This window comes from Bacteroides pyogenes, from assembly GCF_014196225.1.
Taxonomy (GTDB): domain Bacteria; phylum Bacteroidota; class Bacteroidia; order Bacteroidales; family Bacteroidaceae; genus Bacteroides; species Bacteroides pyogenes_A.
The window spans coordinates 138,859-163,790 of sequence record NZ_JACIDI010000005.1; the positions used below are offsets into that span (position 1 = coordinate 138,859).

22 protein-coding genes are annotated in these 24,932 nt (G+C 44.4%); 2 read left to right on the top strand and 20 right to left on the bottom strand.

Annotated features, from left to right (window positions below; genetic code table 11):
• Window positions 1–57: 57 nt before the first annotated feature.
• Both map and GGR07_RS04905 read left to right on the top strand, forming a co-directional pair.
• Entirely contained in the window at window positions 58–912 is an 855-nt protein-coding gene (gene map, locus GGR07_RS04900; RefSeq protein ID WP_021645142.1) for a type I methionyl aminopeptidase, read from the top strand.
• Window positions 912–2,132 carry a DNA recombination protein RmuC gene (locus GGR07_RS04905; RefSeq protein ID WP_021645143.1) on the top strand — a complete coding sequence of 407 codons (1,221 nt, stop codon included), beginning with the start codon at window positions 912–914 and terminating at the stop codon, window positions 2,130–2,132. The genes map and GGR07_RS04905 overlap by 1 nt, the downstream gene beginning before the upstream one ends.
• A gap of 275 nt (window positions 2,133–2,407) precedes the next feature.
• On the opposite strand, the gene GGR07_RS04910 is transcribed toward GGR07_RS04905, so the two are convergent.
• From GGR07_RS04910 to dnaB, 20 genes are all read right to left on the bottom strand, one after another.
• Window positions 2,408–3,250 (bottom strand): GLPGLI family protein, encoded by an 843-nt coding sequence (locus GGR07_RS04910; protein ID WP_122056608.1) that lies wholly within the window; start codon window positions 3,248–3,250, stop codon window positions 2,408–2,410.
• Between the two features lie 46 nt (window positions 3,251–3,296).
• The gene (locus tag GGR07_RS04915) at window positions 3,297–3,758 is read right to left on the bottom strand and encodes a GLPGLI family protein (RefSeq protein WP_051990534.1); all 462 of its coding nucleotides are present in this window, start codon (window positions 3,756–3,758) and stop codon (window positions 3,297–3,299) included.
• Window positions 3,759–4,097, bottom strand: a complete 339-nt coding sequence (locus GGR07_RS04920) for a hypothetical protein (protein ID WP_051990535.1) — start codon at window positions 4,095–4,097, stop codon at window positions 3,759–3,761. It abuts the gene before it with no gap.
• Window positions 4,098–4,154: 57 nt separating this feature from the next.
• Entirely contained in the window at window positions 4,155–5,021 is an 867-nt protein-coding gene (locus tag GGR07_RS04925; protein WP_051990536.1) for a GLPGLI family protein, read from the bottom strand.
• 174 nt (window positions 5,022–5,195) lie between these two features.
• Entirely contained in the window at window positions 5,196–6,056 is an 861-nt protein-coding gene (locus GGR07_RS04930) for a GLPGLI family protein (protein WP_081723999.1), read from the bottom strand.
• Between the two features lie 172 nt (window positions 6,057–6,228).
• The gene (locus GGR07_RS04935; protein WP_122056609.1) at window positions 6,229–7,074 is read right to left on the bottom strand and encodes a GLPGLI family protein; all 846 of its coding nucleotides are present in this window, start codon (window positions 7,072–7,074) and stop codon (window positions 6,229–6,231) included.
• A 46-nt stretch (window positions 7,075–7,120) separates the two neighbouring features.
• On the bottom strand, window positions 7,121–7,261 hold the full coding sequence (locus tag GGR07_RS14155) for a TIGR04149 family rSAM-modified RiPP (protein WP_081724001.1): 141 nt from the start codon (window positions 7,259–7,261) through the stop codon (window positions 7,121–7,123).
• Between the two features lie 60 nt (window positions 7,262–7,321).
• The gene (locus GGR07_RS04945; protein ID WP_081724002.1) at window positions 7,322–8,302 is read right to left on the bottom strand and encodes a GLPGLI family protein; all 981 of its coding nucleotides are present in this window, start codon (window positions 8,300–8,302) and stop codon (window positions 7,322–7,324) included.
• Between the two features lie 82 nt (window positions 8,303–8,384).
• Window positions 8,385–9,218 carry a GLPGLI family protein gene (locus GGR07_RS04950; protein ID WP_051990538.1) on the bottom strand — a complete coding sequence of 278 codons (834 nt, stop codon included), beginning with the start codon at window positions 9,216–9,218 and terminating at the stop codon, window positions 8,385–8,387.
• Between the two features lie 55 nt (window positions 9,219–9,273).
• A complete protein-coding gene (locus tag GGR07_RS04955) occupies window positions 9,274–11,979 on the bottom strand; it encodes a TonB-dependent receptor (RefSeq protein WP_256680585.1) in 2,706 nt (901 codons plus the stop codon).
• Window positions 11,980–12,289: 310 nt separating this feature from the next.
• A complete protein-coding gene (gene nhaA, locus GGR07_RS04960) occupies window positions 12,290–13,603 on the bottom strand; it encodes a Na+/H+ antiporter NhaA (RefSeq protein WP_027324924.1) in 1,314 nt (437 codons plus the stop codon).
• A gap of 46 nt (window positions 13,604–13,649) precedes the next feature.
• On the bottom strand, window positions 13,650–14,822 hold the full coding sequence (locus GGR07_RS04965; RefSeq protein WP_027324923.1) for a cation:proton antiporter family protein: 1,173 nt from the start codon (window positions 14,820–14,822) through the stop codon (window positions 13,650–13,652).
• A 136-nt stretch (window positions 14,823–14,958) separates the two neighbouring features.
• Complete coding sequence (lepA, locus tag GGR07_RS04970) at window positions 14,959–16,740, bottom strand: translation elongation factor 4 (protein ID WP_021645631.1); 1,782 nt, start codon at window positions 16,738–16,740, stop codon at window positions 14,959–14,961.
• Window positions 16,741–16,870: 130 nt separating this feature from the next.
• Window positions 16,871–17,071, bottom strand: a complete 201-nt coding sequence (locus GGR07_RS04975; protein WP_021645630.1) for a winged helix-turn-helix domain-containing protein — start codon at window positions 17,069–17,071, stop codon at window positions 16,871–16,873.
• Between the two features lie 154 nt (window positions 17,072–17,225).
• Window positions 17,226–17,684, bottom strand: a complete 459-nt coding sequence (locus GGR07_RS04980; RefSeq protein ID WP_027324922.1) for a C-GCAxxG-C-C family protein — start codon at window positions 17,682–17,684, stop codon at window positions 17,226–17,228.
• A 4-nt stretch (window positions 17,685–17,688) separates the two neighbouring features.
• A complete protein-coding gene (locus tag GGR07_RS04985) occupies window positions 17,689–18,456 on the bottom strand; it encodes an exodeoxyribonuclease III (protein ID WP_034542392.1) in 768 nt (255 codons plus the stop codon).
• Window positions 18,457–18,475: 19 nt separating this feature from the next.
• Entirely contained in the window at window positions 18,476–19,729 is a 1,254-nt protein-coding gene (locus GGR07_RS04990; protein WP_034542479.1) for an Nramp family divalent metal transporter, read from the bottom strand.
• Between the two features lie 160 nt (window positions 19,730–19,889).
• Window positions 19,890–20,624 carry a YebC/PmpR family DNA-binding transcriptional regulator gene (locus tag GGR07_RS04995; protein WP_021645626.1) on the bottom strand — a complete coding sequence of 245 codons (735 nt, stop codon included), beginning with the start codon at window positions 20,622–20,624 and terminating at the stop codon, window positions 19,890–19,892.
• 31 nt (window positions 20,625–20,655) lie between these two features.
• Complete coding sequence (pheT, locus tag GGR07_RS05000; protein ID WP_021645625.1) at window positions 20,656–23,118, bottom strand: phenylalanine--tRNA ligase subunit beta; 2,463 nt, start codon at window positions 23,116–23,118, stop codon at window positions 20,656–20,658.
• Between the two features lie 88 nt (window positions 23,119–23,206).
• Complete coding sequence (gene dnaB, locus GGR07_RS05005; RefSeq protein ID WP_021645624.1) at window positions 23,207–24,760, bottom strand: replicative DNA helicase; 1,554 nt, start codon at window positions 24,758–24,760, stop codon at window positions 23,207–23,209.
• Window positions 24,761–24,932: the final 172 nt, after the last annotated feature.

Sequence of the window (24,932 nt, forward strand, 5' to 3'; positions counted from 1 at the left end):
GTCTCACTTTTCATTTTATTCCCTACCTTTGCAGAAAGTAAAAAATATTCTACATCAATGAAGAAAATTATAAAAGGCATCCGATTCACTCCGGCATGCTACCCTGACGAAATAGAAGAGAAAATCCAGAAATACAGGAAACAACACTACAAACTCCCACCCAGAAAAGTACTCCGCACACCGGAACAACTGGAAGGAATCCGCGAAAGCGCCAAGATAAACACCGCATTGCTCAACCATATATCCGACAATATACGCGAAGGGATGTCGACCGAAGAAGTGGATAAAATGGTGTACGAATTCACCGTCGGACATGGAGCCATCCCCGCCCCTCTCAATTACGAGGGATTCCCGAAAAGCGTATGTACAAGCATTAACAATGTGGTTTGCCACGGGATACCGAGCAAAAATGATATTCTGAGAAGCGGAGACATTGTCAACGTAGATGTTTCGACCATCTACAACGGATACTTCTCCGATGCTTCACGCATGTTCATGATTGGCGAAGTGAGCCAGGAAAAAAGAAAACTGGTACAGGTAACCAAAGAGTGTTTGGAAATAGGCATTGCCGCTGCCCGCCCTTGGGCGCGTCTGGGAGATGTGGGAGCAGCCATTCAGGAGCATGCCGAGAAAAACGGATTCAGTGTGGTACGCGATCTTTGCGGGCATGGCGTAGGAATCAAGTTTCACGAAGAGCCCGACGTGGAGCACTTCGGACGTCGCGGAACGGGAATGCTGATTCTGCCGGGAATGACTTTCACCATCGAGCCGATGATTAATATGGGAAGCTACGAAGTGTTTGTAGACGATGCCGACGGCTGGACGATTTATACCGACGACGGACTGCCTTCCGCGCAATGGGAGCACATGATTCTCATTACCGAAACGGGAAACGAAATTCTGACTTACTGATGGAGACCGTTTTACTCATTGCCATCAGTGTACTGCTGGTTGTATTGCTTATTCTCGTACTGACAAAGGGAAACAACCGGGCAGAGACGGAACAGTTGCAGGCCGATTTGCGGAAACAAATGCAAGAGAACCGCGAAGAGCTGAACCGCAGCATGCGCGAATTGCGCATGGAAATCACACAGGCATTCGACCGGAACATGCAGCAGATACAGGACGCGCTACATAAAAACATGATTACGAACGGCGAGCTCCAACGACAGAAGTTCGAGACAATGACACGCCAGCAACAGCAATTGATGCAGTCCACCGAAAAAAGGCTGGACGACATGCGACTGATGGTAGAGGAAAAGCTCCAGAAAACATTGAACGAACGGATCGGGCAATCGTTCGAGATGGTGCGTTCGCAACTGGAAAATGTACAACGGGGGCTGGGAGAAATGAAATCACTGGCGCAAGACGTGGGCGGGCTGAAAAAAGTACTGAGCAACGTGAAGATGCGCGGAACGTTCGGTGAAGTTCAACTCGGTGCTTTGCTGGAGCAGATGATGAGCCCCGAACAGTACGACGCCAATGTAAAAACCAAAAGAAACGGAACCGAATTCGTCGAATTTGCCATCAAACTGCCCGGCAAAGATGACGCCGGCAGTACGGTCTATCTGCCCATCGACGCCAAATTTCCCAAAGACGTGTACGAGCAATATTACGACGCTTTCGAAGCGGGCGACGCAACGCTCGTCGAATCATCGGGCAAGCAGTTGGAAGCAACCATCAGAAGAATGGCCAGAGACATACACGACAAATACATCGATCCGCCTTTCACCACAGATTTCGCCATCCTGTTCCTACCCTTCGAAAGCATCTACGCGGAAATCATACGGCGCACCCATCTGGTAGAAACATTGCAGAAAGAGTATAAAATCGTGGTGACCGGACCGACCACTTTAGGAGCCATCCTCAACAGCTTGCAAATGGGATTCCGTACGCTCGCCATTCAGAAGCGGACGAGCGAAGTGTGGACGGTGCTGGGAGCCGTCAAAACCGAGTTCGGAAAGTTTGGCGGACTGCTGCAAAGGGTACAAAAGAATCTCCAGAGTGCCGGCGACCAATTGGAGGAAGTGATGGGCAAACGCACCCGCGCCATCGAACGGAAGCTCCGCCAAGTGGAAGAGCTCCCCCACGACGAAAGCCGCAATCTTCTTGCATTGGAGGAGGAAGAATGAGATATGTTCTGCCTCGAAATGTGCATACAGATTTCTGACATTGATAATTAAGAAGCGTTTTGCGTTTGGAAAGTAATTCCCATTTAAATGTAGGCATAGGTTCTTTGTATTTCAAAACAGGACCGGTCAGCATCTCATAAGTAATAATGTAGCTGGCAGAATCTAATACCATATATCAAAACGTTACAATCCTTGCCAATAAAACGATGCAGACAAACTACAATTGGCAAAAGGCAAAACAGCTCAAGTCGGTTTTATATAAAAGTTTTTTCATTTTACTCTAATTCTATGGGATTATATGGATATGATAATTTTTTATTGTCTATTTCTTTCCCTTCCGGTGTGAAAAATGCTACATGACGCCCCTGTGCCTCCAGAACAGTTGCGAAATTTTCATGTAGATTTTTAATGTAACTGTTTAGCTTTTTTCGGTTGGTGTCCGCAAATTTTATTTTGTACTTTTCAATAAATTCTTGCTGCTTCGGTCGTTCAAGTCCTATGCATTTAAATACATAATGACCTCTGCTGTCAGATACCTCGAGAATTAACCCCGGAAGTCCGGAAAATTTCCAAGGGCCTTCGTGTATCGGGATAGCTGGCGCAAACCAAGCTGTGTAGGTTCTGCCCAGATAGGTGGTGGTGGCAGCCTGACAAGAATAGCCAAGTATTTGTTTTCTTTGATTGAGAATTTTCCAGACTTGCTTAGGAATACTTTCTATATAACGATAGGTGTTATGATCGGTCAATTTTACATTGACCTCCATTTGGTTCGTTTTTTTGTTTTTATAAATAATGGTGGCGGCAAGACCTCTGCCTTCTACATTAAATGCAGAACCTTTGGGAGCTTTCTTTTGCAGATTGTCTATGCCATAATACTGAGAACTCATCAATTTGGTATAGATATTCCCCAATGACAAAGTCAATTGATTGGTCAGTATAACATTCTTTTTCGTACTGTCAGGCAAAAAACTAAGTTCATAAGAAACCATAAGTTTGACAGTATCTATCACAACTTTCTCTTTTGTGTTGAAGGGAATAATACCTCCTGTACTTTGTGCATAAATGCTTTTAAAACTATATCCTAATATGATAAACAATATAATACTCTTCTTGCTCATAATATTTTATTTAGGGTTCACTAAATACCTTTCTTGGAGTTTAATTTCATTCTAATTCAATCGGATTGTAAGGAAAAGAAACGTTTTTGCTCCCGTCTCCTCCTCTTACGGAAACATTGCTTCCGTACATTGCTTTTAAAAATGCGACAGGATTATCGTGATATCGTTTCATCGTTTTATTTAGTTTTATTCGACTTGTTCTTTCACTTTTTACGGAATATTTCACAATAGGTTCCTTCTGTGTCGACTTTTCAATTCCAACACACGAAAAACGATAATGTCCCCGGACGTCGGACACATCTAAAATAAATCCCGGCAGATTACCAAATTTCCAAGGGCCATTATTCACAGGTATCGCAAAAGTAAACCAAGCTTCGTAAGTCCTACCCAGATAATCACATACAGCCTTTTGGCATTGATATCCTTTTATTATTTTCTTTTCATTGGTTATTTTCCATTGGATATTCGGAATAGCTTCTTCATATTCCCATTTTCCTGTCATATTCATTTACACAACAGTCATTTTCCCGGCTTGGGTATTTTTTATAATCTCAATATCCCCAATTCCCCTACTGTCAATGTTTTTTTGAAAAGATTTTGTACGGTCTGTTTTTACTGCGTATTGCGAATTGAAAAACTTTGAATATTTATTGCCTATCAGTAAAACATGTTCACTATCCAAGGTTTTCATTCCATGCAAACTGTCCGGAATAAATTTTAGATGATACGTAAAACGGTAATTGGCACTGTCTAACACGTTGAATTTCTGGTTGTCAAAAGGGGCTACTTGTGACCATGCACATAATGATGCCATTAAACAAATCACATTTAAAAATATTTTTTTCATATTTGATTGCAGTTCAAGTTTATTTCACATAAAGATAAAGACAAATCTATTTCCATTTTATTCCAATTCAATAGGATTATAGGGATAGCTCAACAAATCAGCATTCGCTCCGCCTTTTATATGGATACCGCTTCCGGTCACGCTTTTAAAAAAGGCATTAGGCCTCTCATGCATATTCTTTATAAAGGGGCGCATTTTCTCTCTTGTAGAGCTTTGATAATCCCATTCCCAATACTTGATAGGTTGCTTTTTCTTTAGTTTCTGTATGCCGATACATTGATACTCAAACTCGTTTTTATCATCGGAAACCTGTAATATCAATCCCGGAAGCCCATGGAATTTCCATGGTCCTTCAGATAGCGGTATTTCCGGTGTAAACCAAGCAATGTATGTTCTGCCTCGAAATGTGCATACAGCTTTCTGACATTGATAATTAAGAAGTGTTTTGCGATCGGAAAGCAATTCCCATTTAAATGTAGGCATAAGTTCTTCGTATTTCAAAACAGGACCGGTCATAAAGGTCCTGTACGAGACGGTCATTTTCCCTTTCGGATGATTTTTGTAAATATCTTCCGGTGATGCCAATCCTTGATATATAGGAATATTTCGTGTCCCTTTTTGGATTAGCATTGTACATACCGAATCATTATCAAACAGGTATTTGCTATACGTTTTAGACACATCGTTACCTATTTGCAGAATTTGTATATCCGTATTCCTATCATTAGTCGCTGTGCCACTTATAGCCTGCACTTCATAGGTTATGATATAATTTGCAGAATCTAATGTCATGTATTTCACATGACTTTGAGGTTCGACTGGCATTTGTGCTTTTGCGTAATAGTGCACACACAGTAATGCCAAGAAGAACAGAAAGAGAAATTTTCTCATAAGTAAATTTGCTTTTACCTTCATTTGTTCCATTTTTAATTATAATTTAAACAGATCGTAGTTTTTAATTGTTCCATATTTCGATTGCATCGTTTTCAAATGCTTTCTCAAAAGCGTTACAGTCCTTGCCAATAAAACGATGCAGACAAACTACAATTGGCAAAGGCAAAACAGCTCAAGTCGGTTTTATATAAAAGTTTTTTCATTTTACTCTAATTCAATGGGATTATAAATAAAAGTTAGTTGTTCTCTGTTGTTTATATCATTACCGTTTATCTCTCCAACGTAACCTTGGCTGGTTAACATTTGAGAAAAATGAGTGTGTAACTTTTTAATCACCTTATTTATTGATTCTCTATCTGTTTTTTCATATTTGGCATTGTATTCCACTATCGGTTTTTTATTTTTCATTTTTTCAATACCTATACACATAAAATGATACTCCTTTCTTTCATCAGATACATCTAAAATAAGCCCAGGCAATCCGTAGAATTTCCAAGGGCCCTCAGAGACGGGTATCTCAGGTGTAAACCATGCAATATATTTCCGTCCCAAATAAGTTGTCGTAGCTTTTTGACAAACGTAATTATGTATTTTCTTTTTCTCTGGTCCGATCAGCCATGATTGTCCTTGCAGGCTTTCGGCATAGGTATAAACAGTATTTCTTACACCAAAAAGCATAACTGTTACTTTCTGCATTTTGGATGTATATAGCTTGTAGATTTCCGTTCCTCCTAATCCAACGGCATCCATATTCCTAACCTCTCCTTTCTTATACAGTTCTTTCAGTGCACTTTCGTTATCCAAATAGAAATTATTAAAAAATTTAGAACACTTATTCCCTACAAGGAGAGCCATTATATTTGTCTCTTTCTTATTTTCCACCGTATCTCTCATGAAATTCAGCTGATATGTAAACAAATAATTGGCGGAATCTAACACGGTGTATTTTCTAACATCCAAAGGGGTAATGCGTCCTATCGGACTTTGAGCCAAGCAAACACATACATGTGCATATAGAAAAGTAGAAAGCGATAAAATGAATCTAAATTTAGACTGTTTTCTCATAAAGCTGCAAGTTTAAAGAATTCTCGAATGTTTCATATTTCGGCTGTATCGTTTCAGACTATTTATTTAAGTGTTACGACCCTTACTAATAAAATGATACAGATAAACGGCAATTAGCAAGGGAATAAATGCTCAAGTTAGTTTTACATAAAGCATGAATACCTTTTCCATTTTACTCTAATTCTATGGGATTATAAGGATATGATAATTTTTTATTGTCTATTTCTTTCCCTTCCGGTGTGAAAAATGCTACATGACGCCCCTGTGCCTCCAAAACAGTTGCGAAATTTTCATGTAGATTTCTAATGTAACTGTTTAGCTTTTTCCGATTGGTATCCACGAATTTTATTTTGTACTTTTCAATAAATTCTTGCTGCTTCGGCCGTTCAAGTCCTATGCATTTAAATACATAATGACCTCTGCTGTCAGAAACCTCAAGAATTAACCCCGGAAGTCCGGAAAATTTCCAAGGGCCTTCGTGTATCGGGATAGCTGGCGCAAACCAAGCTGTGTAGGTTCTGCCCAGATAGGTGGTGGTAGCAGCCTGACAAGAATAGCCGAGTATTTGTTTTCTTTGGTTAAGAATTTTCCAGACTTGCTTAGGAATACTTTCTATATAACGATAGGTGTTATGATCGGCCAATTTTACATTGACCTCCATTTGGTTCGTTTTTTTGTTTTTATAAATAATGGTGGCGGCAAGACCTTTCCCTTCTACACCATACGCAGTCCCTTTTGGAGCCTTCCTCTGCAGATTGTCTATATCATAATACTGAGAATTCATCAGTTTGGTGTAGATACTCCCCAATGACAAAGTCAATCGATTTGTCAGTATAACATTCTTTTTTGTGCTGTCAGGGAAAAAACTAAGTTCATAAGAAACCATAAGTTTGACAGTATCTATCACAACTTTCTCTTTTGTGTTGAAGGGAGCAATGTTTCCTGTACTTTGTGCATAAATACCTTTAATACTATAGATTAATACAATAAACAATATAGTAATTTTCTTCTTGTTCATAATATTGATATTTATTCTGATTATTCATGGCATTACGTTAACGGTCCTATCCTTTCGGGTTTGAACCTCCAGTGTTCACATATGCGCATGAACACCTGCAGCACTTTCCTCCTTTAATTTCTTTCATTTCCCGATTAGCCAAACTGTTTCCGGCCAATTTATTCAAATTAAATTTTCTAAGTTTTATCTTTTTTCAATATTTTATTGTCTGAATATTTTGTTTTTCAAATGAATGCCGATTCCCTTTTCATTCTAATTCTATAGGATTATAAGGAAAAGACGAACTTCTTGTTCCACCTTTTACAGCCACAACTATCCCTCCCATACTTTCTATCATTGCAACAGGGTTTATATGTTCATTTTTAAACATTTTATTGAGCTTTTGTCGCGTCGTTTTTTCGTATTTGAAATTATAAACAACAATGGGCTCTTTTTTTGTCAATTCTTGTATTCCGATGCACTCAAACACGTAATGTTCACGGGTATCCGAAACTTGAAGAATTAATCCCGGAAGTCCGCCAAATTTCCAAGGGCCGTTGGGTATGGGAATTTGATGGGTAAACCACGCCGTATAATTTCTTCCCAAGTATCGGGTAGTCGCTTTTTGACAGGAATAACCTTGTATTATTTTCTTTTCGGTACCAATTTCCCAGTTTTGAACAGGATAATCTTCCGTATATTCAAATTTACCTGTCATCCCCATTACTTTTACATTCATCTTGTTATTCGCTTTGTCTTTGAAGACTTCAGTTCCTCCAAGTCCTTGCATATTCATTCCTACAGCAGATCCTGCTGGAGCCGAAATATCGCTTTTGGACTTTTCGTATTCGGCATTATAGCTTTTGGATATTTTATCGCCAATCAACAGTATAAGTCTCTGTTCATCAACTTGCTGTCTCTTGGAGCTGTCCGGCATATATTTTAGACTATACGTGAAGCGATAATTGGCCAAGTCGATTTGGGTGTTCTTTGTCGGATCAAAATATCGCCCACCTCCTATACTTTGCGAAACTCCAGGGAAGCAATGAGCAAATATAATAAATCCAATGATTAATAACTTCTTCATATAATAATTACAACCATCTACAGAGTGTCCATTCGGACCTAATTTAACATAAGCACAAGAGCATGAGCAACCCCAAGAGCCTCCTCCTTTCAATTCTTTTATCTCCCGATTAGCCAAACTGTTTCCGGCCAATTTATTCAATTTAAATTGCTGAAGTCTCATGCCTTAAGTTATTTGTTTTTTCATTTTACGGTTAGCCAAACTGTTTTCAGCGATTTATAAGGTTTAACTTTAATATCGCAATTTATTCCAATTCGATGGGGTTGTAAGGGTATGAAATCTTTTTTACTTCGGCTTCGCTTTTCCCGGGATAACGTAATTTGGTGCCAATACTTACTGCAAAATCAGCCGGTTGTTGATGCATCCGTTTTATCATTGAGTTCAGTTTTTCTCGATTTGTTTTTTGTGTATCCCATTCCCAAAAGACAATCGGTGTTTTCCTCTTTGGTTTCTGTATCCCAATACAAGTGTATGAGTAATGATTCTGCGCATCAGCTATTTGAAGAATTAAGCCGGGTAAACCAGCGAATTTATACGGTCCCTCTTTTATTGGAATTTCCGGAGTAAACCATGCCTCGTAGACTCGTCCTCGAAAAGAAGTTGTAGCTTTTTGGCAAGTATATCCCAGTATTGTTTGTTTCTCTGTAAACACTTTCCATTCAAAAGTTGGGATATTTTCCACATATTCCATAATGGGGCCACTCATAAAAGTACGATATACCACTGTATTTTCCCCCTTAGGATAGTTTTTGTAAACAATTACAGGTGGAACTAACTCTTGAAACAATGGAACTGCTCTTGTTCCTTTCTTTGTCAAAATAGAATTTATTGAATCCGCTTGATAAAGTAATTTACTGTACGACTTTAAAATTCTATTTCCTACTTCTAATACGACTATGTCTTTAGCCGGCTTCTTTGACTCTTCCGGATTATTAACAATAGTCAATTCGTATGTAACAAAATAATTTATAGTATCAATAACCGTGTATTTATCTATGCTTACCGGAATAACAGGTAATTGGGCATTGGTCGGCAAGAACCAGCATAATCCTACAAGGAATAAATATATTTTTCTCATTGGGGTATCAAATTTATCGTTTAAGTTTTATATTAATGTAAAATAGGGTTTGTTCTCATAATAATCTGAACCTCACTTTCAGCATTACCGCCATCGGCCGGATGCCGTATTCGGAATAGTACGAGTTTAGCGCACCATAAGATGCCGAAACGTATTTTTCCGTATTGAAAATGTTTGTCCAATCGAGCGAATAACGCACGCCTCCGTTCACATACGTCAAGCCCAAATCGGCAAGCGAGAAGTTCTTGTCGCCCTGAATGGCGCTGTTATAATAATGTTCCAACGAACCGTTCAGGCTTATGCCCAACGGCAGCGAGATGTCTATTACGGCCCGGTGCGTAAGCGATTGTATCGGCTCAAAACTCTCTCCCGAACTGACCTTTCCCTTGCTGCGTCCCCACGATATTTTATATTCTGTGAGAAACCAACGAAACGGCTTTAAGTTTACCGACGCGCTTGCGTTTGTCCATTGGCTTTTATAGGTCACCAACTTACTTTGACGCATTTGTTCGCTTGCGGATTTTCCCCACGATGCGTCTGCCGAAACGACCAATGCCTTCCAGTCAAAACCTTTGCTCATCCGTCCGTTTACCGAAAAAGAATTACCGCCGTTGGATTGCATGGCGACTTGAGTTACGGACAACAGCCCGTCGAAGGTTTGAGCGTACATCCCTTCGCTATGGTAGCGATTGAACGAAATGCCGCCGCCCGCAAAAAACATATCTAAAATGTTCTTGTAAGATAAACCGAGTGAAGCGAATAAACTGTTTGAATCAAAAAGTTGTGTGTCATATCTGTTGATGCTGCGATAGTTTTGCAGGATATAGCCTGTATAAAGCGACGCGAGTCCGGGTGTCCGGGTGTAATATCCTGCCCCGCCGTTGGCTTCCAGCTGATTGGTGAAATTGTATCGTGCCGAAAGAGACGGTTGAAAATAAAATTTGCCGACATGCAACGTTTTATCGTTCGTCTGCCGGTCATTCATAGAGGTGTACCGATACGTAACAGGCATAAAAAAGCTGATTTTCAGATTATCTCCGTTGTATGTCGCGTCAAGCGAGATACCGGCATTCATGCGCGTCCAAGTTATGTCATTTCGCATTTCGGCATTCAGAACCGGATGAATAACGTTGCTATTGTCCGTTGTTTCCATATCGGAACGCAATGTTTGATGTTCAACATTGACGTTTGCCGTCGGGTTAATCCGCACATTACCTATCACTGCCGCCGATAGAAACGAAAATCTGTTGTTCGACGCGAAAGCGTTGTATCGCACGTTTTGCGAAAGAGCGGCGTATTCATTGCCTGCGTTTATGAGGTCAGGGTACAGCCCCGGAGTAATGCGCAAGTGATGCGGCTGTGTGCGATAGGCGTTCCGGAGCATCAACTCTACGCCCTTCTCATTTTCTCCGCGTTTTATCCAATGGGTAACATTATTGGCGAAAAAACTTTTGTTATCCAACCGTTGTCCTATCGTTTGCCGAGTGTTTACTTCCCCCGAAGCGTCGTCCCAACTTCCCGAAACGTTGAGAAAATTATTGAAGTAGTTGCGGTCTTTGTTTAAGTTGTATCGAAGTTCCGTTTCAATGTTATTGGTCCTGTTTCGGGTCGAAATATCTTCTTCGATGATTTTTGCATCTTCTCCCGGCAGTACGTATGATGTCCGGGCAAAGCTGTGGCGCCGGTCTTCGTTGTTGAAATAAATCAGATTGGCGTTTACTTCAGCATCGTTTTTCAACTTGAACAGGTTGTTTGCCGTAGCTGCATGCGATGTATTGAAGTTGTACCGCTCAAAACGTATGGATGGAGGCGAAGGCTGTTGCACGCCCGTCATTTGCAGTCCTCCGATAAGGTTGTCGGCGGTAAAAGAGCGCAATTCTTTGTTTACATCCGTACCGTTGTTGTTGGTTTTATAGGTAAACAGGTGCTGACGTCCTTTGGCGAAATACATCCCGGTAAGTTCTTCCTGCCACAAAAAGCTTTTATCGGTGCCTAATCCCAACATGGCCATCATACTGAAAATGCCTTTTTTGCTTTCCTTTATTTTCAGATTGATTGCCGCATCATTGGAAAATTGCGTTTTTTCCAATGCTTTTATGGGTTGATGATTCTCGAGAACTTGTACGGTCGCTATATCATTGGCCGAAATATTGTTGGTTGCAATGCCGTAGCGACCTTGCAACATATCGAGATTCTCAATATAAAACTTATTGATAGGCTTGCCTTTGTAGGTGATCTGCCCGCTTTCTTTCACATCGATACCGGGCATTTTCTTCAACACATCGCCAATGACAATGTCTTTTTTATCTTTGAAAGCCGCAACGGAATAATTGATGGTGTCTTTTTCGCCCCACATTTTGATTGGTTTTACAACCACCTCCCGAAGGGTAATGCTGCCTTCTTCTGTCGTAAAAGTAACGGTCTGGCTTTTGTTTTCCACGCGCTTGATTTGCCGCTTGATATCAAATGCGGATATGGTGATTAGCAGATGCGGACTGTTGCCTTTGTAAGAGAGTTTGTAATTCCCTTTTTCGTCCGTGAAGCTGTAATCCACTATGGCGCTGTCTGCCGGAAGCATCAGCATTACGGATATGTCGGGCAAGCCTTTATTGCCTTTGTCGATTACTCTTCCGGTTATGACCGTTTGGGAAAACGAAGGAAGCGTACTGCACAATAACAGCAGCCACCATGTTGGAATGAATATTTGTTTGTAAAAACAATGATTATCCATGTGATCAAGTATCAGAAATAAGAATGACACAAAGATATATTTTAAAAGCTAAAAACAAAATTCATCCGATAAATCCGTACTTTCTTTTAGTAAAAATTTATATGACTGTAAAAAGACCCAAAAAAGGCGGCGGGCTTTGAAAGTAAACACGCACGGGCTTTGAAAAAAAGGCGGCGGGCTTTGAAAGCAAACACGGCGGACTTTTTTTCAAAGCCCGCCGCCTTTTTAGACAGCTATGAAGTTCTTTCTCAGAAAAGATTCTTTTGCTATTGCACCCTAAAGCTGCTGCCGGCAATCGAGGGTGAAGAAGAGCTGAACAGACGTTACCAAGGACTAAAAATCAATCCCCGCGGTGAAGCACCGACCGAAGAAGCAGATAGCCCAAGACACCTGAAAGAATGGAACCGGAGAGGACTCCGAATTTAGCCTGATTCAGCAATACCGGATAATCGACGCCGAACGAGAGATTGGCTATGAAAAGAGAAACGGTAAAACCGATACCTCCCAGCAGAGATACCCCGGCAAGGTTGGTCCAGTTCATGCCTTCGGGCATGGTAGTGACACGTAACTTGATAGCCAATCCGGTAAACAGATAAATCCCGATGAATTTTCCAAGCAGAAGGCTGAGGGTAACCGCCATGCTGACATGACCTATCAAACTATCTCCGCCACCGAATACAACGCCTGCATTGACAAAAGCGAAAAGCGGAAGGATGAAATAGTTTACCGCCCCATGCAGGTTGTCTTCCAACGACTGAAGGGGGCTGATCACGCGGTCGGAAGCAGACTCCACTTCTTTCAGTTTGGCAATCTGCTCGTTAGTCAACACGATACTTTCCGACTCCATTTCAGGAAATTCGGAAATCGTATGACGGATACGTTCGATATATCTTCCGACATCAAGACGGGGCTTGGCAGGAATCACAAAGGCCAGAAGAACTCCCGATATGGTGCTGTGGATGCCTGATTGAAGGAAGAGATACCAAATCAGCACACCGATAATCAGGAAAAAGATCTTATTGTTCGTACCGCGTTGACCAATCAGATAGAGTACTAAAAACAGAAGGGCGGCAATCAACAAATAATCTACTAAAATATGAGAGCTGTAGAATATGGCAATCACCAGAATACCGCCGATATCGTCGACTACGGCAAAAGCGGTCAGGAATATCTTCAAAGACAAAGGAACACGATTGCCGAGCAAACTCAATACGCCCAAAGAGAAAGCGATATCGGTTGCCATCGGGATAGCCATTCCTCCACCTCCTTCAGTGCCCGGAGGGCAAATAAACGTATAAATAAGTACCGGGAGTAGCATACCGCCACAAGCGGCAATGAAAGGAAGAACTGCTTTACCGAAAGAAGAAAGCTCGCCTACCAATAACTCACGTTTAATTTCCAATCCCACCATCAAAAAGAAAATGGTCATCAAACCGTCATTGATAAACTCGATAACCCGAAGATTTTCTCCACCGTGTGAGAGCAGGTTCAATCGTCCGATCTGAAGATTGAGTTCGTGATTCAAAAATTCTTGATAAGCCGGAGCAAAAGAAGAATTGGCAATAACAGCAGCGGCAATAGCTGCCACGAATAGAAGGATACTCGCCGCAATATCTGACGACGAGAATTTCCGAAGATTCCTAAAAACTGACATATTACAAATTATTTTTATATAATGCCCTCAAATATAGTCATTTGTTTTAACCTCTATAGCTTATTAATGCTAATTTTTTGACCCATACGACAAATATACCAGTTAAAATCAAATTTAACACCAATGTAAGCACTGAAATCACCAATGCAGGACCTCCCAAATGATAACCTAACGCAATAAAAATAATTCCGGCGCCTACTTCACCGCGGGTAAACATGCCGATAGAAAGTGCCAAACGCTCTCTCAACTTCCTGTTACGATAGAAAAAAACAGGACAAAGCTTGCCGATATTCGACAGAAGGGAAACAACGAGTACATGGAAAAGAATCATTTCCCAAGACATCATAGGCTGCGAACCAGTGAGCGAATGTATGCCCGAATGATTCTCGGCAACACCCATAAAGTAGGGCATGCTCATACCCACCAGAAACATGAAGAGAAAAGAAATGCCGCTAGCGACCTTTTGTTCGGCCGGGCTATCATGGTTTTTATGCTTCATGACCATACCGAGCACGAAAGCGGGCAACAGCACTTCGATATGAATACTGCCTTCCGCCCCGTACAATTCTTTAGTTCCCAGATAGAGCAGATGGGTAGAAAGGAAAATCAAGACGGAATAAAAAAGAATGGCTTTCCAGTCTTGACGCAGATCGTATTTATTGAGTTGTTTCCAGCCCAAAGACAAAAGCAAAAATACGATGAACACAACAATAATAAGTTGCCAACGCATGCCGATCATCATTATCTGAAGCGGAATCATCAGGAGAATCGTATCCAAATCGTCGAAAATAGCCAATACCTGTATCTTCTTATAGATCCAACTGGCCTTCAGTCCGATGGCAGCGAGCATGGTAAACAGAATACCTGCCGAAGTAGGCGCGGCGAAACGGCTCAGGAGAAGATTCTCTTTCCATGCGCCCGAATGGTTCCAATACTCGGGAGGCATCAGCACGAATACATAATACACCGCAAGCAGAAGCCAGGGAAGCGCGGCTGTCACCATGGCGATCAGATAATCTTCGGCATAGCTTTTCCAACGCGACTTGTCGAGTACGAACTCCCGCCCCACATTAATCATTATAAAACTAAGACAGACATAAAGCAGTACATTCAACACGGATTTCACTGTTCCATAATCTTCTCCTGCCATTGCAGGAAGAAATTGCGAGATAATGAGCCCCAGCATCAGGAAGCCCGAAAAAGACAGAACTTTTCTCATATTTTACTTATTATTGTTGTTTTAAATAAAGCAGTTGCCACGGAAAGCTCTGCAGACAAAAGGCAACTATTATAAAATAATAAAACAGCAAGAGAATTTGTTCGGGACAATCCGGACAAATTTCTTGCTGTAATCGTTAATCGAGTTTCAACACGGCGAGGAATGCCTTCTGAGGAACTTCCACATTACCGATCTGTTTCATTCTCTTTTTCCCTTTCTTTTGTTTTTCGAGCAACTTGCGCTTACGGCTCACATCTCCGCCATAACACTTGGCTGTGACATCTTTTCGAACCGCCTTTATCGTCTCGCGGGCGATGATCTTGGCTCCGATGGCTGCCTGAATGGCTATCTCGAATTGCTGGCGGGGAATCAGTTCTTTCAGTTTCTCGCACATCCGGCGCCCCATGTCGTAAGCGTTGTCGAAATGCGTCAGTGTGGAAAGCGCGTCTACCGGCTCGCCGTTCAGAAGGATGTCGAGCTTCACCAGCTTGGAGGTATGGAACCCGCTCGGATGATAGTCGAACGAGGCATAGCCTTTCGAAATGCTCTTCAGCTTGTCGTAGAAGTCGATCACGATTTCTCCCAAAGGCATCTTATAGAAAAGCTCCACGCGGTTGCCCGATATATACTCTTGTTTGAGCAACTCTCCCCGCTTGCCGAGACAGAGTGTCATGATAGGCCCTATGTAGTCGGTGGTGGTAATGATAGACGCTTTAATATAAGGCTCTTCGATATGGTCTATCAGCGTGGGGTCGGGCATGCCACCGGGGTTGTGCACCTCTTTCACCCCACCCTGCTTATCGTATATCAGGTAAGAAACGTTCGGCACCGTGGTAATCACATTCATATCGAACTCGCGGTCGAGACGTTCCTGTACGATCTCCATGTGAAGCAATCCCAAGAATCCGCAACGGAAACCGAATCCCAACGCCAACGACGACTCGGGCTGGAAAGTCAGCGAAGCGTCGTTCAGTTGCAACTTTTCCAAGGAGGCGCGCAAGTCTTCGAAATCTTCCGCTTCGATGGGATACACCCCGGCAAACACCATCGGCTTCACCTCTTCGAATCCGGCAATGGCCTTCGCACACGGACGGGCAATATGCGTAATCGTGTCGCCCACTTTCACCTCTTTCGAGGTTTTGATGCCCGAAATAATATATCCCACATCGCCGGTGCGGAGTTCTTTACGCGGAACCATATCCATCTTGAGAACTCCTACCTCATCGGCGTCATACTCCTTGCCTGTATTGAAGAATTTCACTTTATCGCCGGTGCGGATCACTCCGTTTTCAACCTTGAAGTAAGCGATGATTCCCCGGAAAGAATTAAATACGGAGTCGAAGATCAACGCCTGCAACGGAGCTTCTTCATCGCCTTCGGGATGAGGAATACGTTCGATGACCGCTTCCAGGATCTCTTCGATTCCCATACCCGTCTTTCCCGAAGCGCGAATAATCTCCTCGCGCTTGCAACCCAGCAACTCTACAATCTCGTCTTCCACCTCTTCGGGCATGGCGCTTGCCATGTCGCATTTGTTGATGATGGGAATAATCTCCAAATCATGCTCGATTGCCATGTAGAGGTTCGAAATGGTCTGGGCCTGCACCCCCTGCGACGCGTCTACAATGAGCAACGCCCCTTCACAGGCGGCGATGGAACGGGATACTTCGTACGAGAAATCGACATGTCCCGGAGTGTCGATGAGGTTGAGCACATACTTCTCTCCTTTATAAGTGTACTCCATCTGAATGGCATGACTTTTAATCGTGATGCCTCTCTCCTTCTCCAGATCCATACTGTCGAGCATCTGTCCGTTCGTCACCTGGATAGTGTGCGTAAATTCCAGCAGACGGTCGGCCAATGTAGATTTACCGTGGTCGATATGGGCAATGATGCAAAAGTTGCGGATATTTTTCATTCTATATTTCTGTTATTTTTATCTTTTTAGAGCGCAAATATACGTAAATGAAAGAAAATAAAAAAATGCGTTGATTACATTTAATACCATGTACCAACGCATTTTTTTATTGCTTAAGTGAGTTACTCGCTTAGACCAATTTGAAGAAGAGTTCACCTTCAACTTCTGCCACAGAGACTTTGTCTTCTCTCAACAGCCAGCCAAGGCCGAGGAACAAATCTTTGTCAACCAGCTTGGCAGCTTTTTTCAGTTGCTTAGCAGTCATACCTTCTGTTCCGTTCAACGCGTTCCAGATCTTGCCTGCCATTTCACCTGCTTTTTCTTTCAACATTTACTTTGAAGTTTTAAGTTAGACATGCCGATAAAAATCATCCGGCCGAAGCTTTCAGATTTTATATCGGAGGCAAAGATAGTTATTTTCATGCTATATAACACGTGAATCAGCAATTTTTTATTAAAATTGTAACAAAAAGATGTTTTTTCGTTTATTTCGGATGCTTTTCGAGGTATTCCGCCCAAATACGGGCAGCTTCTTCCACCATTTTAGCGCAAGGTCTTTTGGCGTAATAGTGCGGCGTTCGCTCTTCGGGAAGAGACGATAGCGATTCTTTTTTATTCAGTCCGAGCAACTCTCTGCAAATCAACGAGCCGTTTCGTTTCTTAAACTCCGCCGCCAACTCCTGTACCAAGGCATAAGTGGCAGCTTTTCCCGCGCGGTCGGAAGCTTCAATGGTTCCCTTTTCCAAACCGGCAATCAGAAACATGCCGCATGCCGCTCCGCATGTCTCGCGCATACGACCTATGCCGCCTCCGAAAGCGGCTCCCATACGTAGGGCTTGCTGTTCGGTAAAGCCATACATATCGGCAAAAGCAGCCACTACAGACTGCGAGCAGTTGTATCCGCTCTTGAAAAGAGCCACTGCTTTTTCTACTCTATCTTCCATTTTTTCATTCATGTTCTATTTCCAACAGCATCGGACAGTGGTCGGAATGCACAGCTTCGTTCAAAATAGCCGCAGCTTTCAGCATGGGCCGCACCGATTCTGTCGTCATGCAATAATCAATCCGCCATCCTTTGTTCTTGGCCCTTGAGTTAAAACGGTAGCTCCACCAGGTATACTCCTGCTTTTGGGGATGCAACAGGCGGAACGTATCGATAAACCCGGCCGACAGGAATCGGGTCATCCACTCCCGTTCTTCGGGAAGAAATCCGCTGTTTTTGGCATTTCGTACCGGATCGTGAATGTCTATCGGCTCGTGACAGATGTTATAGTCGCCGCAAAGCGCCAGATTGGGGCGCGACTCGCGCAACTTCGTCACATAATCCTGATACGCTTCGAGCCAAACCATTTTAAAGGCCTGACGCTCGTCTCCGCTGGTTCCCGAAGGATGGTAAACGCTCACCACCGACAAATCTCCGAAATCGGCGCGGATAAAACGTCCTTCACGATCGTACACGTCGATTCCCATTCCGTATTCCACATGATCGGGCATTCGCTTCGTCAAGATAGCCACTCCGCTATAGCCTTTCTTCTCCGCGCAATGAAGGTAAGAGTGGTAACCCAGCGCTTCAAACATTAGTTCAGGATACTGGTCGGGCTGGAGTTTTGTCTCCTGCAGACAAACCACATCCGGATTTTCTCGCTCGAGCCACTCCGCAAAACCTTTTCCGACAGCGGCACGCAATCCGTTTACGTTGTATGTGATAATTTTCATTTTTCTATTCTTTTTATATTCAAGCAAACAGTAACATGATATTCAGCGCAGACACGATGGCGGCAATGGTATATAGCACGAAGGTGCTCCACCGGCTGTTGACATAGTCGCCCATCACTTTCCGCGAGGAGGTGAGCCCCACTTGCAAAAACACCGTGAAAGGCAGTTGGACGCTCAAAATCATTTGCGAAACGATCAGTCCCTTAAAGGGATCGCCGATAAAGAAAATGAGCAGCAAGGCTACACCCAACGACAAAAGAATGCCCACTTGCGAGTGACTGTCTTTTACATGATACGACTCGCCGAAAATACCGGCAAATATAGAACCCGCAGCCATCCCGCTCGTTATGGTAGACGAAACGCCCGCCATGAGCAAAGCCAACGCAAACACTATCGCCGCATTATTGCCCAACAGAGGCTCCAGGAGAGACTTGGCCTGTTGCAGCTCCTCCACCTGAATGCCGCTCTTGAAGAAAGTGGCGGCAGCCAGCAGAATCATGGCGCTGTTGATGGCCCATCCCACAATCATGGAGAAAAGCGTGTCGAACAATTCATATTTCAGCACTTTCCTGATGGAAGCCTCGTCTTGCTTGTTGTACTCATGGCTTTGTATCACCTCCGAATGCAAAAACAGGTTATGAGGCATTACCACCGCTCCCAACACGCTCATAATGATGAGCATGCTCCCTTGCGGGATAGAGGGAGTCACCCATCCGGCAGTGGCTGCCTGCCAATCGATTTCCACTAGGAAAAGTTCGTAAATAAACGAAAGTCCGATGACCGAAACAAAAGCGATAATCGAACGCTCTATCTTTTTATAAGAATTGGTAAACAGCATGATCGAAACAAACAGCGCGGTGAGTACCGACCCCCAGATGATGGGTATATCGAACAACATCTGCAACGCGATAGCGCCTCCCAGTATCTCCGCCAACGAAGTGGAGATGGAAGCCAGCACGGCGGTTCCGAGAACAGGACGGGATATCCATTTGGGCGTATATTTCGTAGCGGCTTCCGAAAGACAAAGCCCGGTGACAATGCCAAGGTGCGCCACGTTGTGCTGAAGAATAATCAGCATAACGGTAGAGAGCGTCACCACCCACAGCAACGAATAACCGAACTCCGATCCTGCCGCAAAATTGGAAGCCCAGTTTCCCGGATCGATAAATCCCACCGTCACCAATAATCCGGGACCGATGTATTTAAAAACGTCCAACCCTCCGAGATAACGTTTATGGTCTCTTCTTTTTAAGTCTTGAAAAATATTTTTTATCATTCTATCCTTTTTATTATTTCTCTTGAAAAGTATTCGTAATAGAACGGCAGAGATAAACGTTTTGTTCAAAAAAGAACAGCCTTCGGCAACCGAGGTCCACCAAAGGCTGTTCTTGCTTTCAACGAAAGGAATGTCCCGAAAATCGGTTTTTAAAAAGTTACTCTTCGCCTTCGGGTTTCATGTTGGTATAAACGGTTTGCACGTCGTCGAACTCTTCCAGACGCTCCACCATCTTGTCCAAAGTCTCACGCTGTTCCGCAGTCACGTCCTTCAGGTCGTTGGGGATATACGTAAAGTCACCGCCTACATCCTCGAACCCGCACTCTTCCAGATGCTTCTGAATAGCCGCATAGCTCTTCGGATCGCCGTAAATGGTGATTGTTCCCTCTTCCTCGTCCTCTTCGAACTCATCTTCCACATCATAGTCGATCAGATCCAGAATCAGTTCTTCCATATCGATGCCCTCTTTCTTTTTGAAAGTGAACATGCATTTGTGGTCGAAAAGGAACGCCAACGATCCCATTGTTCCCAGATTCCCGCCGAACTTATTGAAAACCGATCGCACATCGGCCACCGTGCGGGTGGGATTGTCGGTCAACGTGTCTACGAACACCGCTACCCCGTGAGGCCCGTATCCTTCGTAAGTCATGCTCTTGTAGTCGCTCTGGTCTTTCCCCATCGCGTTTTTAATCGCGCGGTCTATATTATCCTTCGGCATGTTCTCACGTTTCGCGTTCGCGATAATGGCACGCAGCGTAGGGTTATTTTCAGGTTCCGGTCCGCCGGCTTTCACGGCAATCGCAATCTGTTTGCCGATTTTGGTAAACGTACGGGCCATGTGACCCCATCTTTTCAGTTTCGCGGCTTTTCTATATTCAAATGCTCTTCCCATTGGTTTATATTTATTTATTCTAAAACTTTATTTATCTCAATTTCGCTCCCAATTTGTCTTCCAGATTCTTCACCAGCTTCGACATGATTTTATCGATCATCTTATCGTTCAGCGTCTGTGTTTCATCCTGAAGCATGAAGCTCACCGCATACGATTTTTTTCCCGCTTCGAGGTTTTTCCCTTCGTACACATCGAAAAGTTCCACTTCTTTCAGCAGCTTCTTTTCGGTTTCGTAAGCAATCTTTTCAATCTCGGCAAAACGGACGTTTTTGTCGATCAACAACGCCAAATCGCGTTTCACAGCCGGGAATTTCGAAATCTCCTTATAACTGATTTTCACCGAACGCACGGCTTTCATCAATTCGTTCCAGTTGAGATCGGCATAATACACCTCATTGTCGATATCGAACGCTTTCAGCAATTTACGGGTCACCACGCCGAACGAGGCCAGGCGTTTTCCTCCCCGCGTGTTGACCGACAGCGCGGCGGCAAATACATCATCCGTCAGATTGCCGATTACCAGATTATGCAAATCCAAACCCAAACGCTTCAATATGTTCTCCACATACGCTTTCAGGTCGTACACCGAACTCTCTTCGTCGGGATGCGCCCACGAGTTGGAAACATTCTTTCCGGTCACCCACAGTCCCAGATGGTAATTCTCGGAGTAAGGGGCCAACACCTTCTCGGCGTTTTTCTTTTCACCGTCGAAATAATAGCAATTACCGAATTCGAAGAATTTCAAATCGGCATTTTTACGGTTGGCATTGTGGGCAATACTTTCCAGACCTCCGAACAACAACGTCTGACGCATGGCATTAAGGTCGGCGCTCAACGGGTTCATCAGCATCACCAGCCGTTGCGGCGGATAAGCTTCCAGCCCGTCGTAATAAGCGGCACGGGTCAGCGAATTGTTGAGTATTTCATTGAACCCGCATCCCACCAACTGCTCGGCAACCAGGTTCTGCAATTTGTTCGATTTATCGTGCTCGCCCTTCGTCGTCAGGCTCGACTTCAGTGTCGACGGAATCTCCACATTGTTGTATCCGTAGATGCGGAGGATATCTTCAATCACGTCGCAGTCGCGCTGCACGTCCACCCGGTAAGGGGGAACCGCCAACGTCAGTCCTTCCGGCGTCTCATTCATAATCTTCATCTCCAGGGCGGTTACGATGTTCTTCACGGTTTCCGCAGGAATCGCTTTGCCGATCAGGGTATTCACCTTTTCGTACGGCAGCTCCACCACGAATTCTTCCGCCGGAGCAGCGCATACGTCTTTGATTTCAGAAGAAATGCTACCGCCCGCCAGCTCTTTAATCATCAGAGCCGCCAGTTTCAGGCAATAGACCACGCCGTTCGGATCGATTCCGCGTTCGAAACGGAACGAAGCGTCCGTATTCAAACCATGGCGGCGGGCAGTCTTGCGCACCCACGTAGGATGGAAATAAGCGCTCTCGATGAATACATCGGTGGTGGTTTCCGTAGAACCCGAATCCAAGCCGCCGAACACACCGGCAATGCACATCCCTTCCTCGCTGTTGCAAATCATCAGGTCGCGTTCATTCAGTTTGCGTTCCACGCCGTCCAGCGTGACGAACGAGGTACCTTCGGGCATTGTTTTCACAACCACTTCGTTGCCTTTTATCTTGCCGGCATCGAAGCAATGCAGCGGCTGACCGAATGCATGAACGATATAATTCGTGATATCCACCACATTATTAATAGGGCGTATACCGATCAGACGCAGTTTGTTCTGCAACCATTCGGGACTCTCCTTCACCGTCACTCCTTTCACGGTTACACCGGCGTAATGCGGACAGGCTTCGCTGTTCTCCACCTTCACCGCAATATCCAAATCATGGTTTTCCACCTTGAATCCTTCCACCGACGGACGTTTCAGTGTCGTCTTTTTTCCGCTCTGAACAAGGTAAGCGTACAGGTCGCGCGCTACCCCGTAATGCGAACAGGCATCGGCACGGTTGGGCGTGATATCCACCTCGAGCACGTAGTCGCTTTTTATGTTGTAGTAATCTTTGGCAAGCGTACCGGGCACGGCATCCGCAGGCAGTACAATGATTCCGTCATGGCTCGTACCGATACCGATTTCATCTTCCGCACATATCATACCGATCGACTCCACACCGCGGATTTTCGATTTCTTGATGGTAAAGCATTCGTCTCCGTCGTAAAGCTTCGTCCCCAAGGTGGCGACAACCACTTTCTGACCGGCAGCCACGTTCGGTGCGCCGCATACGATTTGTACAGGATCACCCTCTCCCAAATTAACGGTAGTAATATGCAGGTGATCGGAGTTGGGATGCTCCACGCAAGTCAGCACCTCGCCGATGACCAGTCCCTCCAGACCGCCTTTCACGGTCTGCACTTCTTCTACACCACCTGTTTCCAAGCCGATAGAGGTCAACGCCGCAGCCGTCTCTTCGGGAGTCAGCTCAAAATCGACATACTCTTTCAGCCAGTTATAAGAGATATTCATATCATCATTAATTTTATATTGTTTCTCAAAAGACTTGCAAAGTTAATAAGATTTTTCGGTTGGCGGGAAACGTTTACAGAGAAAATTATTAAAAAGGCAACGGCCCGTCGCCCGGCGCTCCGAACGGATTGTCCGTCTGCGGAACAAAATCCGGTGAAGGCGGAAGAGTCGCAGAACCCGAATTGAGCTTCGATCCCAGCATGGCTCCCGCAGGATCGCCCGGCATGGGAATCACCATATCGTCCTCCGGATTCGAGAAGCGGGTAAACTCTCCTTTGAATCGAAGCAACACATCGCCCACCGCACCGTTACGATGCTTGGCAATAATAATCTCCGCCATGCCGCGAAGGTCATTTCCACGGTCGTCCTGATAAATTTTATAGTATTCGGGACGGTGGATGAAACAAACCATATCGGCATCCTGCTCTATTGCTCCCGATTCACGCAGGTCGCTCAACTGCGGACGCTTCCCGTCGATACCTTCCCGGTTCTCCACCCCACGGTTCAACTGCGACAGGGCGATGATGGGGATATTCAGTTCCTTCGCCAATCCCTTCAGCGAGCGTGAAATCGTACTCACCTCTTCCTGACGGCTTCCGAAAGCCATGCCGCTGGCGTTCATCAACTGAAGGTAGTCGATAATAATCACACGCACACCGTGTTCGCGTACCAGCCGACGCGCCTTCGTGCGAAGCTCGAAAACGGACAACGAAGGGGTATCGTCCACATACAGCGGAGCATCCAGCAGATCCTTCAGTTTATAGTCCAACTGCTGCCACTCGTAACTTGCCAACTGTCCGCTCTTGATTTTCTCGCTCGGAATCTCGCAGACGTTCGATATCAGACGATTCACCAGCTGAACATTGCTCATCTCGAGAGAGAATAAAGCTACCGGATTCCTGTAATTCACGGCGATATTCTTCGCCATGGAAAGCACGAAAGCCGTTTTACCCATTGCGGGACGGGCGGCAATGATAATCAGATCGGAATTCTGCCAACCCGAAGTCATCTTGTCGAGTTTGGTAAAACCGCTCTCCAAACCGCTCAACCCATCCGTCCGCGCGGCAGCCTTCTGAATCAGCTTATACGCTTCGTCAATCACCGGATTGATCTGCGTATAGTCTTTCTTCATGTTCTGCTGCGAAATCTCGAACAGCTTGCCTTCCGCTTCCTGCATCAGATCGTCCACGTCCAGCGTCTCATCGAATGCCTTGCTCTGAATATGACTCGTAAACGTTATCAGTTCGCGTGCCAACGCTTTCTGCGCAATGATCCGGGCATGATACTCGATGTGCGCCGAAGAAGCCACCTTGCTGCTTAGCTGAGTGATGTAGAACGGACCTCCCACTTCCTCCAGATCCCCCTGCTTGCTAAGCTGCTCCTTCACCGTGAGAATGTCCACCGGCTTCTGATTTACCGCCAGATCGGTAATAGCAGCGTAGATCAACTGATGCCGGCGTTCGTAAAAAGAGTCCGGACGCAGGATTTCGCTCACCAGCGAATAAGCGTCTTTCTCAATCATCAAAGCGCCCAATACCGCTTCCTCCAGTTCGGGAGCCTGCGGTTGAAGGCGGCCATAATCATTGACCGGTTGTACTTTTGTCGATTTTGTGCTACGGGTATTTCTTCTTTGTTCGGCCATCCAGACAGTTGCGATTTTACAATTTACAATATACGATTCACTAAATTAGCAAGACTCATAAAAATCTTCTCCCACGTAAGGGATGACAAAGATAGAACATAATAACGAAGAATAGTAGCGGGCATCAAAGTTTTTATTATTTTTGCATTCACAAGCATTGTTCATTATTCGG

What these genes read in the sequence shown, in the direction of transcription:
- GGR07_RS04950 (WP_051990538.1), bottom strand. Translation starts at nt 9,218, where the DNA reads ATGAGAAAAATATATTTATTCCTTGTAGGATTATGCTGGTTCTTGCCG.
- GGR07_RS04925 (WP_051990536.1), bottom strand. Translation starts at nt 5,021, where the DNA reads ATGGAACAAATGAAGGTAAAAGCAAATTTACTTATGAGAAAATTTCTC.
- GGR07_RS04905 (WP_021645143.1), top strand. Translation starts at nt 912, where the DNA reads ATGGAGACCGTTTTACTCATTGCCATCAGTGTACTGCTGGTTGTATTG.
- lepA (WP_021645631.1), bottom strand. Translation starts at nt 16,740, where the DNA reads ATGAAAAATATCCGCAACTTTTGCATCATTGCCCATATCGACCACGGT.
- dnaB (WP_021645624.1), bottom strand. Translation starts at nt 24,760, where the DNA reads ATGGCCGAACAAAGAAGAAATACCCGTAGCACAAAATCGACAAAAGTA.
- GGR07_RS04980 (WP_027324922.1), bottom strand. Translation starts at nt 17,684, where the DNA reads ATGGAAGATAGAGTAGAAAAAGCAGTGGCTCTTTTCAAGAGCGGATAC.
- GGR07_RS04965 (WP_027324923.1), bottom strand. Translation starts at nt 14,822, where the DNA reads ATGAGAAAAGTTCTGTCTTTTTCGGGCTTCCTGATGCTGGGGCTCATT.
- GGR07_RS04920 (WP_051990535.1), bottom strand. Translation starts at nt 4,097, where the DNA reads ATGAAAAAAATATTTTTAAATGTGATTTGTTTAATGGCATCATTATGT.
- GGR07_RS04995 (WP_021645626.1), bottom strand. Translation starts at nt 20,624, where the DNA reads ATGGGAAGAGCATTTGAATATAGAAAAGCCGCGAAACTGAAAAGATGG.
- GGR07_RS04935 (WP_122056609.1), bottom strand. Translation starts at nt 7,074, where the DNA reads ATGAACAAGAAGAAAATTACTATATTGTTTATTGTATTAATCTATAGT.
- GGR07_RS04975 (WP_021645630.1), bottom strand. Translation starts at nt 17,071, where the DNA reads ATGTTGAAAGAAAAAGCAGGTGAAATGGCAGGCAAGATCTGGAACGCG.
- pheT (WP_021645625.1), bottom strand. Translation starts at nt 23,118, where the DNA reads ATGAATATCTCTTATAACTGGCTGAAAGAGTATGTCGATTTTGAGCTG.
- map (WP_021645142.1), top strand. Translation starts at nt 58, where the DNA reads ATGAAGAAAATTATAAAAGGCATCCGATTCACTCCGGCATGCTACCCT.
- GGR07_RS04910 (WP_122056608.1), bottom strand. Translation starts at nt 3,250, where the DNA reads ATGAGCAAGAAGAGTATTATATTGTTTATCATATTAGGATATAGTTTT.
- nhaA (WP_027324924.1), bottom strand. Translation starts at nt 13,603, where the DNA reads ATGTCAGTTTTTAGGAATCTTCGGAAATTCTCGTCGTCAGATATTGCG.
- GGR07_RS04930 (WP_081723999.1), bottom strand. Translation starts at nt 6,056, where the DNA reads ATGAGAAAACAGTCTAAATTTAGATTCATTTTATCGCTTTCTACTTTT.
- GGR07_RS04915 (WP_051990534.1), bottom strand. Translation starts at nt 3,758, where the DNA reads ATGAATATGACAGGAAAATGGGAATATGAAGAAGCTATTCCGAATATC.
- GGR07_RS04945 (WP_081724002.1), bottom strand. Translation starts at nt 8,302, where the DNA reads ATGAGACTTCAGCAATTTAAATTGAATAAATTGGCCGGAAACAGTTTG.
- GGR07_RS04985 (WP_034542392.1), bottom strand. Translation starts at nt 18,456, where the DNA reads ATGAAAATTATCACATACAACGTAAACGGATTGCGTGCCGCTGTCGGA.